Raw genomic sequence first — 13,572 nt, 5'->3', positions numbered from 1 at the left:
AACAATAAAAACCCCACGTATTCGCAGGGTTTTAAATTTTATATTTTTTTAAAAAATCTTAAAGCGAAGCAATCACAGAAATCTCCACATTTACAAATTTCGGCAGATTCGCTACTTCAACAGTTTCCCGAGCAGGGGCGGTGGCTTCGTTAAAATAGGTTGCATACACTTCATTGATAGAACCAAAGTTGTTCATATCGCTAATAAATATGCTCGATTTTATTACATTTTCAAAGGTCATTCCTGCTTCCGTAAGAATAGCTTTTAGGTTTTCCATCACCAATTTGGTTTCTGTTTTTATATCATCTGTAACTAAATTTCCAGTTTTTGGATCTAATGCTATTTGTCCAGAAGTATAAAGCATACTGCCTTGGAGAACTGCTTGATTGTATGGACCAATAGGGGCAGGGGCGTTGCTAGTGGTGATTATCTTTTTCATATATATGAGTTTAAGAGTTGATGGGTTTAAAAGTTAAGAAAATTTGGAATTTATTTGTTATTTGGAATTTGTTATTTGGTTTTTATCATTTGTTATTTGTCCCCCCTTCGGGCTTGCCTGCCGGAGGAATGGGGCTAGGGGGATTATAACCTCTTATCACTCTCCCTACGTTTATCATACTTAATATCGCTCAGCACCGAGGATTTTATTCCTATAAAGAAATACCAGGCCGTATTAATACTACCGATTGGCGTCCAGTTAAAACTCATTTGCCAGCTTTCCAAGTCGCGCTGGAAACGGAATTGCGTTAAAGTGACACCTTTATTCTTAAAATCATAACCAGAAGAAACACCCATCGTCCATTTTGGAGCAAGCTGCAGGTTGGTGCTCATCATAAAAGACTGACTTGAGATTTCATTCTGTCTCTGATTGTTGCCATAGGTTATCGTGTAAGCAAAACGCACGTCCCAAGGGATTTTATAATTATACCACTCCACATTGGCTTTTTCCGTATCATCTTCATCATCGTCCTTGTAAATTTGTCCGTCATAAATATCGGGTGCTTCTCCAAAAAGATCATCTGGACGACCACCATTTCGGAAGGTTTCATTATCTATTCGGCTTAAATCCTTCGTCTTGGTTTCAAAATCTTTACTTGAGAAAGAATAATTGATACTCACGTTGGCATTGGTAAGACGGAACAAGCTACCACCATTGTTGATATTAAACACATCTATTTTTCGGTTGTTGTTGTCCAAGGCATAAGGATCTAAAGTTCCGCTGAAGTTAAAATCTAATTTCGGCACAATGGGAATACTTCCTGTAAACCGTAACGGACTCCATTTCAACGAATCCCCAGCGAGATTGTAGGCGGTAGAAAAGTTTAAGTTATTAAGTAGAATAACCTTTTTTGGTTCAGTTACCATAGTATCTGAGGCGCGAACTTTTGCTTCAAAAGTATTACTTAAAGACAGCCCAATATTGCTTGAATACACCTTACCTGGAGCCCCGTACAGTGTGTTTTCAAAACGGGAATATTCATATATTTCTCCTCCTGCCTCGTTCGCCGTGTCTGGAATTCTAAATTCATCATAATACCTGTCAAACGCAGGGTTTATGTTATAACTAATAGAAGGGCGAGCCACATGGCGAATAGCTTGTATTTTTTTATCTTTTCCGAAGTTGAAAAGTCCGTATAAAGTGGTACCCAAGCTCGTTGAGAAATTGTAGGTTCGATAGCTTTCAAAACCTGAAACCGTGTCCTTGACTATGCCTCCTTTACCATCGTTAATGTTTTCGTCAAAGCGTTGCCGGTTAGTTTTCAAAACCCAAGTTTCTCTAAAGTTGGTTCCTGCGGAGGCGCTTAAATATTTTAAGATTTTAAAGTTAGTAGTTATAGGAATACTATGTTGCGCACCAATTTGTGCATTATTAAACATTTCGGGTTTAAAAAAAAGTGAATCATCCGTCTCGATTCTATTTTCCGCTGTTAAGTCATATTGGAAATTTATATTCTGGATGATACCTTTTTTGATTCCGTCTTTAGGTGCAAATGGATAGATCCTCGAAATGCTCGCATTCAAATTAGGAAGCGACATGGATATTTTCTGCGTTTTTGTGTTTTGTGAATGCGTAGCTGCAACCGTAACATTGACCTGCGGATCACCTTCAAAAGTCTTGGCGTATGAAATGGAGGAGCTCAGCGTATTTACCAAGGCATTGGCATTATTGGTCTGATTTATGGATTGTGTAAAATATTTACTACTCCCAATATTCACCGACGCTGAAAAACGGGAACTCGGATTACTCTTGGCGTCTTGGGAGTGCGTCCAACGAATATTATAGATACTGCTTTCGCTATAATCAGGAAAACCACGCTCACTGTTTACTAAGCTTTCATAGCGGGCACTAACATTTCCGCGATACTTATATTTTAAAACATAGGCAGATTCACCACGTAAGGCATAACTTCCATTGGTGTAATAATCTCCCAATAAACTTAGATCTAAATAATCATTAATGGCGAAATAATAGCCACCGTTTTGCATAAAAAATCCTCGATTGTTATTTTCTCCAAAGGAAGGAATTATAAACCCGGAAGTACGATCTTCTGTTAGTGGAAAGTATGCAAAAGGAAGTCCAATTGGGGTTGGCACATCGGCAATATACATATTGGTCAGGCCTGTGACAATTTTCTTTTTAGGAACAAATTTTGCTTTTCGGGTGTAGAAATAATACTCAGGGTCGTCAATATTCTTTGAAGTTGTAAACTTCACATCTCGAAGATACACAACGGAATCGTTTACTTTTTTGGTTACTTCGGCAATCACGTTAAAACCATTCTGTTCGGTTCTACTATTATAGACAAGGGCCTTTTCAGAGTCAAAATTATATCTAATTGAATCCGGTTCAACTCTATTTGTCTGCTGAACAAAGATAGGGCGTTGGCTGTAAACTCCTGCACTGTCTATTCCCTTGGCATATACTTCATTTTTGTTATAGTCTAGAATTATTAAGCCTGCATCTATACGCATATCCCCATAAATAATATAGGCGTTGTTATACATGTAAATCTTGTTTTCCTTCCTGTTGAGCAACACATAATCTTCACCGTAATAATCAACAATATCGGTCAAAGTTTCCTTGGGAGGCTTTACTGTATCGGTCTTAACAGTATCTTGAGCTTTTTCATTGATCGCTTCAGCAATTCTATTTAGGTTTACTGAAAGCGTATCTTCTTTGGCGGTAATTGGAATATTGGCCTCATTCTTGGGAGGAATATCCTGAGCATGCAAAACTGTGCAGCAAAAAAGCAGCGATGTTAAGAAAATTGTTAAGTAATGCCTATTAGTCTGCAATGCTCTGATGCTATTATTTTGTAGATTTGGCTCAGTATTTGAAACGGTCAAAAATAAACATATTTTTTCGGGTACGTTTTTTTAAATGAAAAATTTGGAAAAAAGAAAATTCGACTAAAAAAGGAATCACAACGCAGCACTGAAAAAGATCCACGAACCAAAACTAAAGAAAAATAAGTCTATTTTGAATCAAAACTAAAAAGGAATCATTACAGGCAACTTTTTCTATATTTTTCCTTAGCTACTCTATAGAAATAGAACGTTTTGGTTATAATGGGATACTTTTTTATTTTTAAAGCTGAAACCGTCAACATTCGTGCAGTGAAGCTTTGGTATTTCAAAGCATCATTTTTTAATAATAATCACTAAAATCAATCGTTAACAGCTATATGACAACGAAAACATTTTTTACTTTCGTACTAATAAGTATTTCTTTCTATACTTTAAGTGTTCAAGCGGCAGAAAAGCCTACAAAACCATTTGTTATAGTTTTGGATGCTGGTCACGGCGGCAAGGATCCAGGGAATAGAGGAAATGGTTTTTATGAAAAAGACATTGTTCTGGATGTTACGCTGCAAGTAGGGAAAATTTTGGAAGCCCATAAGGATATTAAAGTAGTTTACACGCGTAAAACCGATGTTTTTATAGATTTATACAGAAGAGGGCCCATTGCAAACGAAGTAGATGCAGATATTTTTGTTTCAATACATTGCGATTCCCATAATTCGCAAGCTCATGGCGTTGGAACTTTTGTGATGGGTATTGATAAATCCAATAAAAACTTTGAAACTGCCAAAAAAGAGAATGAAGTAATTTTTCTGGAGGACAATTATCAAGAAAAGTATGCTGGGTTTGATCCGAACTCTCCGGAGTCTTTTATAGGTTTTTCCCTCATGCAGGAAGAATACTTAGACCAAAGTATTATGTTGGCTGGACTTATTCAAAATGATATAGTGAATAATCTAAAACGAAAAGACCGAAGTGTTAGATCTGCCCCTTTTTGGGTTTTACATAGTTCATATATGCCAAGCGTTTTGGTTGAATTAGGATTCTTAACGAATAACTCAGAAGGTCCCTATGTAAATTCAAAAAAAGGAAGAAGCGAATTAGCCAGAGAAATTGCTAATGGAATACTTTCTTATAAAAACCTAATTGCATTGGCACCTGAAACCACTAAAGTTCCAGTGATCACTGAAAAAGAAGTGACAAAGGTAATTGAAACCACAAAAGAGGATATTTATAAGGACGTAACTTTTAAAGTACAATTGGCCGCAAGTAATAAAAAAATGGATCCTAAACCATATAACTTCAAGGGTCTTAATGAAGTAAATCGCCATAAGGAAGATGGATTATTCAAGTATTATTATGGTGAAACTTCAGATTACAACAAAATTCAGGTAATGAAAACCTACGTCCAGCAGAAAGGATATCCCACGGCCTATATAGTTGCCTTTAAGAAGGGAAAAAAGGTTAATCTACCCGAAGTGTTAAAATCGAAAGCCAATTAATGTGCTTTCTTTATATTTATCACTTAAATTTGTTCACAATCTAAAAATATACATTTGAGACTATCGAAAGAAGTTAAAACCGGAATTCTCGCCATTGGCGCCATCCTGTTACTTATATTTGGCTACAGTTTTTTAAAAGGCACAAATCTGCTAGATAAAAATCGCGAATTTTTTGTAAAATATGATAATGTGGAAGGCTTAGCCCAAGCGGCACCTGTTACCATCAATGGATTGACCGTTGGAAAGGTTCAGGATATCACATTCTTAAATGATAAAGGGGGTCTTCTTGTAAAATTCACTATTGAAAAAGATTTTGATTTTTCAAAAAATAGTATCGTTAGAATTTATAGCGCTGGATTAATCGGCGGAAAAAACTTAGGGGTTTTCCCTGAATACGATATAAACAATATTGCCAAAAGTGGCGACACATTGCGCGGCGATATTGAAGATGGAATGTTAACAGCGGTTACCAAAGCTTTAGGTCCACTAGAGAAAAAGGTTAACAATACCTTGGCCACTGTTGACACCTTATTGCTGAACGTAAACGCAATTGTAGATGAAGACACGCGGAACAATTTACAGCAAGCAATCGCCAATCTTAACACAACCTTGAATTCATTTGCGGGAGTTTCGGAAAATTTAAATCATATTCTTGCAAACAACACCGGAAAGCTGGATAACACCTTTACCAATCTGGACAAAACTGCGGGAAATCTTTCCAAGCTAACAGATTCTTTGTCGCAACTGGAAACAGGAAAACTGGTATCCGATTTACAAAATGTAGTTGACAAGATGAATGGTATTGTATCAGGTGTAGATAATGGGGAAGGTTCCATAGGTAAACTTCTCAAGGACGATAAGTTATATGAAAATTTAGAAGGAGCTTCAAGACAATTGGAACAACTGCTACAAGATGTAAAACTAAATCCGAAACGATACGTGCATATTTCTGTTTTCGGCAAAAAGAACAAAGAATACGAAACTCCAGACAACCCAGACGAATAAACCATGCAATACATCCCAAACATACTCTTCATCATCGCGCTTGCGGCCGGTATCGGTTACTTTACTTTCAATATTCGTAAAATAATTCGCAACATTAAATTGGGCCAGAAAGTAGATGCTTCAGACCATAAGAGCCAACGTTGGAGTAATGTATTTAGAATCGCACTCGGCCAATCTAAAATGGTCGTTCGTCCAATTCCAGGTTTGCTTCATATATTCGTTTATGTAGGTTTTGTTATTATTAACATTGAAGTTCTAGAAATTATTATAGATGGTATTTTTGGAACACACAGAGTACTTTCAACTGTTCTCCCTACTGGATTATACAATTTCTTAATTGCCTCTTTTGAAATCTTGGCTTTTTTGGTTTTAGTTGGCGTTATTCTTTTTTGGACGAGAAGAAACATTCAAAAGCTAAAACGTTTTTGGGCTAGAGAGATGAAAGGCTGGCCAAAAAATGATGGAAATATCATTTTGTATTTTGAAATGGTTTTAATGATACTCTTCCTCACAATGAACGCTGCAGACCAATCACTACAATCTTTGGGTGTAGCGCATTATGTTGAAGCTGGTTCATTTCCTATCAGTCAATTTATTGTTCCTTTTTTCGATGGCCTTTCTGAAGGAACATTGATGGTTATAGAACGTAGTGCTTGGTGGCTTCATATTTTAGGAATCTTGGCATTCCTGAACTATTTGTATTTTTCGAAACACCTCCACATATTATTGGCCTTCCCAAATGTTTACTTTGGAAGGGTAGTGCCGCAAGGAAAGTTTAAAAATTTAGCATCCGTTACTGCTGAAGTAAAAATGATGATGGATCCAGATGCCGATCCCTTTGCCGCTCCTGATGAAGACGCTACAGAGGCACCAGCAAAATTCGGTGCCAGTGACGTGATGGATTTAAGTACAACACAATTGCTAGGTGCTTACACATGTACAGAATGTGGCCGATGCACCAGTGTTTGCCCAGCTAATATGACTGGTAAATTGCTCTCTCCTAGAAAGATTATGATGGATACGCGGGATCGCTTGGAAGAAGTGGGCCGTAATATTGACAAAAATGGGGAGTTCAAACCAGATGATAAGCAACTGCTTAATGATTATATCCTCCCTGAGGAACTATGGGCTTGTACAACCTGTAATGCTTGTGTAGAAGCCTGTCCTGTAAGTATTGAGCCCATGAGCATCATTATGGATATGCGACAATATCTGGTGATGGAACAGTCCGCAGCCCCACAAGAACTAAATACGGCTATGACCAATATAGAAAATAACGGAGCGCCATGGCCTTACAACCAACAGGACCGTTTGAATTGGATGGACGAAAATTAAAATGCTATACAAACTCAAAAAAATCGAGGATCATTTTAAAATAGAATTAAGAAATGAAAAAACAAGAAGTAGAAAAAATGTTGCACGATAAAGTAGAAAAGGGTGAACACGTAAGCCCAATCCTGCCTGAAGGAGTGAAAAACTACTTAATAGATATTGACGGGACCATTACCGAGGATATTCCCAATGAAGAACCCGAACGAATGGGAACTTGTAAACCATTTCCCGATGCCTTAAAAACCTTGAATAAATGGTATGACGAAGGCAATATAATATGTTTTTTCACCTCCCGTACCGAATCCCACAGAGAAGTAACTGAAAAATGGCTGGCAGAGCACGGTTTTAAATATCACAGCATGTTGATGGGGAAACCACGTGGTGGCAACTATCATTGGGTGGATAACCACTTAGTAAAAGCCACTAGATATAGAGGAAAATTTACCGATTTAGTGGAAAAAGAAGTAACGATTGAAGTGTTTGAAGACTAGAAAATAAAATTCCAAATTCCGAACCTGGAACTTGAAACTTGCAACCTGAAACTTGCTTGCAACAAGGAACCTGAAACCTAATATAATGAGTGAAAATATAAAAGTCCCAACAATGGCCGAATACGCGGCGCAAGGCAAGCTACCCGAAGTGCTTTTTTTCGTGGGTTGTGCAGGAAGCTTTGACGATCGTGCAAAAAAAATAACCAAGGCCTTCGTAAAATTACTTAATAAAGCAAATATAGATTTCGCGGTTTTGGGAACCGAAGAAAGCTGCAACGGTGACCCCGCAAAAAGAGCAGGAAACGAATTTTTGTTCCAAATGCAAGCGATGACTAACATTGAAGTCCTTAACGGTTATGGAATTAAAAAGATAGTAACAACTTGTCCGCACTGTTTCAATACCATAGGAAATGAGTATCCTGAACTTGGCGGAAAATATGAAGTAATGCACCATACCCAATTTTTAAAATCCTTATTGAAAGAAGGAAGACTTAAAGTGGAAGGCGGTAAATTCAAAGGAAAGAAAATCACTTTTCACGATCCTTGTTACTTAGGAAGAGCGAATGGCGAATATGAAGCGCCTAGAAATTTACTTGAGAAGTTGGAAGTGGAGCTCGTGGAAATGAAGCGAAATAAAAGTAATGGGATGTGCTGTGGCGCAGGAGGAGCGCAAATGTTTAAAGATGCCGAGCCCGGAGATAAAGAGATAAACGTAGCGAGAACAGAGCAAGCCCAAGAGACTTCCGCAGAAATTATTGCTACTGGCTGTCCATTCTGTATGGTCATGATGACCGATGGTGTAAAGGCTAAGAATGCCGAAGAAAACCTTCAAGTCATGGATATTGCAGAAATGATTGCAAGTGCAGACGATTTATAAACACTCCTGTAAGGTGTTCCCATCGCGGCCGACTCCTTGTAGAAAAATGAAATAAAATTCCAAAATGCTTACAGAATTTAAAAACTTACCTGACGATTCCAGAATATGGGTCTATCAGGCCGATAGAAAATTAAGCGACCAAGAAGTTGCTGAAATTAAAGAAGTAACTGAAGATTTTTTAATTAAATGGACTGCCCACGGTGCTGCTTTGGAAGCAGGTTTAGAGTTAAAATACAATCGTTTTATTGTGTTTGGGCTCAATCAAGCAAATGCTTCGGCTTCGGGTTGTAGCATTGATGCTTCGGTACATTTTATTCAGACTCTACAGGAAAAATACAATGTTGATTTGCTTGATAAAATGAATGTTACCTTCTACTCAGGTGAATATATAGCGTACAAGCCGTTGGCTGATTTCAAGAAAATGGCAAAAGACAAGTCCGTTTCCAGAAACACCATAGTCTTTAATAATCTCGTAAATACAAAAGCCGAATATTTAGAAAATTGGGAGATTCCAGCTCATGAAAGCTGGCACAATAGATTTTTACCATAATTCCTTTTTTTTAGATATGAAGAGATTTTTGCTGGCTAGTATTCTCGTTTTTTTGTTTTTCCCGCTCTTTGCTCAGGAAAACAATCCCTTAATTGTAAAAACTGATTTTCAAAATCAAAAGAAATGGGTAGATAGCATTTACGATAATATGTCACTAGAAGAAAAAATAGGCCAACTCTTTATGGTCGATATTTTTTCGAGTGATCCAAAGGCCAAAACCGATAAAATAAAAGATTTAATCACGAATTATCATCTTGGAGGAATCATATTTTCCAAAGGTGGTCCTGTGCGTCAAGCTAAGCTGAATAACGAGTTTCAATCCCTCGCTAAAGTTCCTTTAATGATTGGAATGGATGCAGAATGGGGTTTGGCCATGCGACTTGATTCCACTTATGCCTTTCCGTGGAATATGACCTTAGGCGCCATCACTGACAATAAAATAGTTGAAAAAGTGGGTCGCCGAATCGGGGAACACTCAAAGAGACTTGGTGTTCACATTAACTTCGCACCTGTTGTAGATATAAACACCAATCCAAAAAATCCAATCATTGGAAACCGTTCTTTTGGAGAAGATCGGGACAATGTGACCGAAAAAGGTTTAGCTTTTATGAAAGGTATGCAAAGTGCTGGCGTTATGGGAAGCGCAAAACATTTTCCCGGCCACGGTGATACAGATTCGGATAGTCACAAAACACTGCCCACTATTGACTTTTCCAGAGAACGTCTGGACTCTTTAGAGTTATACCCTTATAAAAAGCTTATAAATGAAGGGCTAAACAGCGTGATGGTGGCCCATTTAAACGTACCTGCCCTTGAACCACGTATCAATTATCCGTCGTCACTTTCTTATAATATTGTAACAGACCTTCTAAAAAAAGAGCTCGGTTTTAATGGCCTTATTTTTACAGATGCCTTAAATATGAAGGGCGCTTCCAACTTTAAAAAACCTGGTGAAATTGAATTAGCAGCTTTTTTAGCCGGAAATGATGTGTTATTAATTCCCGAAGATGTTCCAAAGGCGATGGTGTTTCTTGTCAACTCCTACAACGATGAAACAATTACTGAAAAACGTTTGGCCTATTCAGTGAAAAAAATTCTATATGCTAAATACAAAGTAGGGCTCAATCATTACAAGCCGGTAAACACCAATTATTTAATTGACGATTTAAATTCGGTAAATGACGATGCGCTTTATGAAGAAGCGATAGATAATGCGCTGACAGTAATCAAAAATGATCGCGCAATTCTTCCTATAAAAGATTTACAAAAGAAGAAGATCGCTTATGTGAATTTTGGTGATGATTCAGGAGAAGATTTTTTGAAGGAATTGAAAAAATACGGCAATGTAGAATGGGTTAAGGCAAATAGTTTAAATGATTATATTCAGAAATTAAAAGAGTACAATTATGTAATTATCGGCTTTCATAAATCTAATGATAACCCTTGGAAGGGTTATAAATTCAGTCAAAACCAAGTGGTTTGGTTATATGAAATAGCAAGAACAAATACGGTTATTTTAGATGTTTTTGCCAGACCTTATGCTATGTTAGATTTAAAAACTACAGCAAATTTTGAAGGCATAATAATGTCCTATCAAAACAGCAAGATCTCACAAGAACTTTCCGCGCAGCTTATTTTTGGCGCTCGGGAAGCTAAGGGTGTTTTACCTGTTTCTTTAGGCGAAGACTTTCCTTTAAATACATCTTTTAAAACAAAATCCTTACGAAGACTTCAATATGGAACTCCTGAAAGTGTCGGGGTTAACAGCTATAAGTTGAAAAAAATAGATTCCCTTGCGAATCTAGGGATTCGAGAAGGAATGTTTCCCGGAGCACAAATTCTGGTCGCGCGCAAGGGAAAAGTGATTTATCAAAAAAATTTTGGTTACCACGAATACGACAAGAAAATAGAGGTAAAGGATACAGATATTTATGACCTCGCCTCCTTGACAAAAATTTTGGCTTCACTACCATTAGTAATGGAATTGGTAGATAAGAAAGAGTTAAGCTTAAACACAAAGCTTTCTGAAATGCTTCCAGAGTACAAGCATTCCAACAAAGCAAATGTCACTTTAAAACAAATGCTTTCACACTATGCAAGGTTTAAGGCGTGGATTCCTTTTTACCGTCATACTTTTAACGATGACAAAACTGGAGTATCTTCGAAGTATTACTCAGACATTCCCGGAAAGAATTTTAACGTTGAAGTAGCGGAAAACCTATATATGCGAAGGGATTATATTGATACTATTTATAAGGAAATACGCGAAAGCGATTTGAACTCGAAATTGGAATACAAATACAGTGATTTGCCATATTATATTTTAAAGAAATACTTTGAAAGGAAATTCGACAAACCACTTGGCACGATTGTTCAAGAAAATATATACGAATCACTTGGAGCTAACTATACTCTTTATCACCCGTTAAGTAAATTTTCCAAAGACAATATTCCGCCTTCAGAACAAGATAATCTTTTTAGAAATCAGAAAGTTCAGGGTTATGTTAACGACCAAGGTGCGGCGATGCTGGGCGGTGCCAGCGGACATGCGGGTTTGTTTAGCAATTCCAACGATGTTGCCAAAATAATGCAGATGTATCTTTGGAAAGGCTTTTATGGAGGGAAACGTTATTTTAATCCAGATGTACTAGACAAGTTTAACACCTGTTATTATTGCGATAAAAATGTACGGAGAGGTGTTGGTTTTGATAAACCACAATTGGGAACCGTAGGACCAACTTGTGGCTGTGTTTCTATGACCAGTTTTGGACATAGCGGTTTTACTGGCACCTTTGCATGGGCAGACCCAGAACAGGAGCTTGTTTATGTATTTTTATCAAATAGAACATTTCCAGATGCCACAAACCGAAAGTTGATTAAAAGTGATTTACGCAGCAATATTCAAGCAGCCATTTATGAGGCAATTGATTATTAAATAAAAGGGACTAAAGGGAGCCACGACCGCTTCGCTATAAGACCCACGACGAATTTAGGTTAAAATGGACTAGATATATTAATGAACAAACTGTCTCGTAACCTCGTGGATACAAACAATTTATCAGTAAAATATAAAATTTAACCGATAGTAAATATTAGGTTATTTGAATTTACTATTGGAGAAGTAATTCCTGTTGCTTCACAAAAAGATGGCGCGTTAAGATCAATGCAAATTGAATATCCTTTACTGCCTTCAAAAGAAGTAAGACAGGAAGCAAAAATAAGAATATACGATTTTACTGAATTGGAAAATATTTAGAAATTACCTAACTCTAGTTATAAGCTATTTTACTTTTAAAATAGCTGAAACCTTGAACTTTGAACTTGAAACCAGTTAAATGAAAATAGCAATAGTATGTTACCCTACCTTTGGTGGGAGTGGAGTAGTGGCCACCGAACTCGGATTGGCGCTAGCAGAAAAAGGTCATGAAATTCATTTTATAACTTATAAACAGCCAGTACGGCTTGAGTTACTCTCGAAAAACATTCACTTTCACGAAGTTTCCGTACCCGAATATCCTCTTTTTCACTTTCAGCCTTATGAACTGGCTTTATCCAGTAAATTGGTTGATATGGTAAAACTCCATAAGATTGAACTTCTTCACGTACACTACGCCATCCCACACGCTTATGCTGGATACATGGCGAAGAAAATGCTCGAGGAAGAAAATATTTACATACCAATGGTAACCACCCTTCACGGTACAGATATTACCTTGGTGGGAAACCATCCATTTTACAAACCTGCAGTCACTTTTAGCATCAATAATAGTGATGTGGTTACTTCGGTTTCAAAGAGTTTAAAAGAAGATACAATTCACCTCTTCAATATTAAAAAGGAAATACACGTTGTACCTAACTTTATTGATATTCCGAAAAAAATAAATCCTTTTACAGAATGTCAACGCGATCTGATGGCGGAACCACACGAGCGAATCATTACCCATGTGAGTAACCTTCGGTCCGTAAAACGTGTAAAAGATGTCATTGAAATTTTTGACCGTATTCAGCAAAAAATTCCATCCAAGTTAATAATTGTTGGAGAGGGCCCTGAACGGGAATCCTGTGAAAAACTAGCTGCAGAAAAGGGAATTGAAGATAAGGTGCTGTTCTTGGGAAATAGTAATGAAGTTGATAAAATTTTATGCTTTACAGATCTTTTTATTCTTCCTTCAGAAAAAGAAAGCTTTGGTCTTGCCGCACTAGAGGCAATGGCTTGTGGCGTTCCAGTAATTTCTAGTAATACCGGTGGATTGCCAGAAGTGAATATTGATGGGGTAAGTGGCTTTTTAAGCGATGTTGGCAATGTGGATGAAATGGCAGAAAATGCATTAAAAATATTGGCTTCTGATGAGGTTCTGAATAAATTTAAAAAGCAGGCAGTAGAATCTGCAATGGTTTTTGACACCAAAAAAATAGTGCCTCTATATGAAGAATTATATAAAGAGGCTATTCTTCAGAAAAATCCTTCATAATTTTTAGTTCTATCCATTGTAAGTTCTCAATATTTACTAT

General features: G+C 37.1%; 10 protein-coding genes. 8 read left to right on the top strand and 2 right to left on the bottom strand.

Annotation, left to right across the window (positions count from 1 at the left end):
- Positions 1 to 58: 58 nt before the first annotated feature.
- Together G440_RS0102790 and G440_RS0102780 are read right to left on the bottom strand one after the other, a co-directional pair.
- Positions 59 to 439 carry a Rid family detoxifying hydrolase gene (locus G440_RS0102790; RefSeq protein WP_026449908.1) on the bottom strand — a complete coding sequence of 127 codons (381 nt, stop codon included), beginning with the start codon at positions 437 to 439 and terminating at the stop codon, positions 59 to 61.
- Positions 440 to 582: 143 nt separating this feature from the next.
- On the bottom strand, positions 583 to 3,348 hold the full coding sequence (locus tag G440_RS0102780) for a putative LPS assembly protein LptD (RefSeq protein WP_026449907.1): 2,766 nt from the start codon (positions 3,346 to 3,348) through the stop codon (positions 583 to 585).
- A 338-nt stretch (positions 3,349 to 3,686) separates the two neighbouring features.
- On the opposite strand from G440_RS0102780, the gene G440_RS0102775 reads away from it, so the two are divergent.
- The 8 genes from G440_RS0102775 to bshA all read left to right on the top strand — a co-directional run bounded on the left by G440_RS0102775 (position 3,687) and on the right by bshA (position 13,532).
- Positions 3,687 to 4,805, top strand: a complete 1,119-nt coding sequence (locus G440_RS0102775; RefSeq protein ID WP_026449906.1) for an N-acetylmuramoyl-L-alanine amidase family protein — start codon at positions 3,687 to 3,689, stop codon at positions 4,803 to 4,805.
- A gap of 54 nt (positions 4,806 to 4,859) precedes the next feature.
- Positions 4,860 to 5,810 (top strand): MlaD family protein, encoded by a 951-nt coding sequence (locus tag G440_RS0102770; protein WP_026449905.1) that lies wholly within the window; start codon positions 4,860 to 4,862, stop codon positions 5,808 to 5,810.
- A 3-nt stretch (positions 5,811 to 5,813) separates the two neighbouring features.
- Positions 5,814 to 7,145 (top strand): 4Fe-4S dicluster domain-containing protein, encoded by a 1,332-nt coding sequence (locus tag G440_RS0102765; protein ID WP_026449904.1) that lies wholly within the window; start codon positions 5,814 to 5,816, stop codon positions 7,143 to 7,145.
- 53 nt (positions 7,146 to 7,198) lie between these two features.
- A complete protein-coding gene (locus G440_RS0102760; RefSeq protein ID WP_026449903.1) occupies positions 7,199 to 7,633 on the top strand; it encodes an LNS2 domain-containing protein in 435 nt (144 codons plus the stop codon).
- 85 nt (positions 7,634 to 7,718) lie between these two features.
- Positions 7,719 to 8,510: a (Fe-S)-binding protein gene (locus G440_RS0102755; RefSeq protein WP_026449902.1), complete on the top strand. Its 792-nt coding sequence runs from the start codon at positions 7,719 to 7,721 to the stop codon at positions 8,508 to 8,510.
- A 64-nt stretch (positions 8,511 to 8,574) separates the two neighbouring features.
- Positions 8,575 to 9,060 (top strand): hypothetical protein, encoded by a 486-nt coding sequence (locus G440_RS0102750; RefSeq protein WP_026449901.1) that lies wholly within the window; start codon positions 8,575 to 8,577, stop codon positions 9,058 to 9,060.
- A 16-nt stretch (positions 9,061 to 9,076) separates the two neighbouring features.
- Complete coding sequence (locus G440_RS0102745; protein ID WP_026449900.1) at positions 9,077 to 11,995, top strand: serine hydrolase domain-containing protein; 2,919 nt, start codon at positions 9,077 to 9,079, stop codon at positions 11,993 to 11,995.
- Positions 11,996 to 12,395: 400 nt separating this feature from the next.
- Positions 12,396 to 13,532, top strand: coding sequence for an N-acetyl-alpha-D-glucosaminyl L-malate synthase BshA (bshA, locus tag G440_RS0102735; protein WP_026449899.1), 1,137 nt, complete (start codon positions 12,396 to 12,398; stop codon positions 13,530 to 13,532).
- Positions 13,533 to 13,572 lie beyond the last annotated feature (40 nt).

It is taken from the genome of Aequorivita capsosiphonis DSM 23843 (assembly GCF_000429125.1).
Taxonomy (GTDB): Bacteria; Bacteroidota; Bacteroidia; order Flavobacteriales; family Flavobacteriaceae; genus Aequorivita; species Aequorivita capsosiphonis.
This window is presented reverse-complemented; position numbering and strand designations above follow the sequence as displayed.

Coding starts and splice junctions, on each gene's coding strand:
- G440_RS0102790 (WP_026449908.1), bottom strand. CDS start 439: ATGAAAAAGATAATCACCACTAGCAACGCCCCTGCCCCTATTGGTCCA.
- G440_RS0102775 (WP_026449906.1), top strand. CDS start 3,687: ATGACAACGAAAACATTTTTTACTTTCGTACTAATAAGTATTTCTTTC.
- G440_RS0102765 (WP_026449904.1), top strand. CDS start 5,814: ATGCAATACATCCCAAACATACTCTTCATCATCGCGCTTGCGGCCGGT.
- G440_RS0102760 (WP_026449903.1), top strand. CDS start 7,199: ATGAAAAAACAAGAAGTAGAAAAAATGTTGCACGATAAAGTAGAAAAG.
- G440_RS0102755 (WP_026449902.1), top strand. CDS start 7,719: ATGAGTGAAAATATAAAAGTCCCAACAATGGCCGAATACGCGGCGCAA.
- G440_RS0102750 (WP_026449901.1), top strand. CDS start 8,575: ATGCTTACAGAATTTAAAAACTTACCTGACGATTCCAGAATATGGGTC.
- G440_RS0102745 (WP_026449900.1), top strand. CDS start 9,077: ATGAAGAGATTTTTGCTGGCTAGTATTCTCGTTTTTTTGTTTTTCCCG.
- bshA (WP_026449899.1), top strand. CDS start 12,396: ATGAAAATAGCAATAGTATGTTACCCTACCTTTGGTGGGAGTGGAGTA.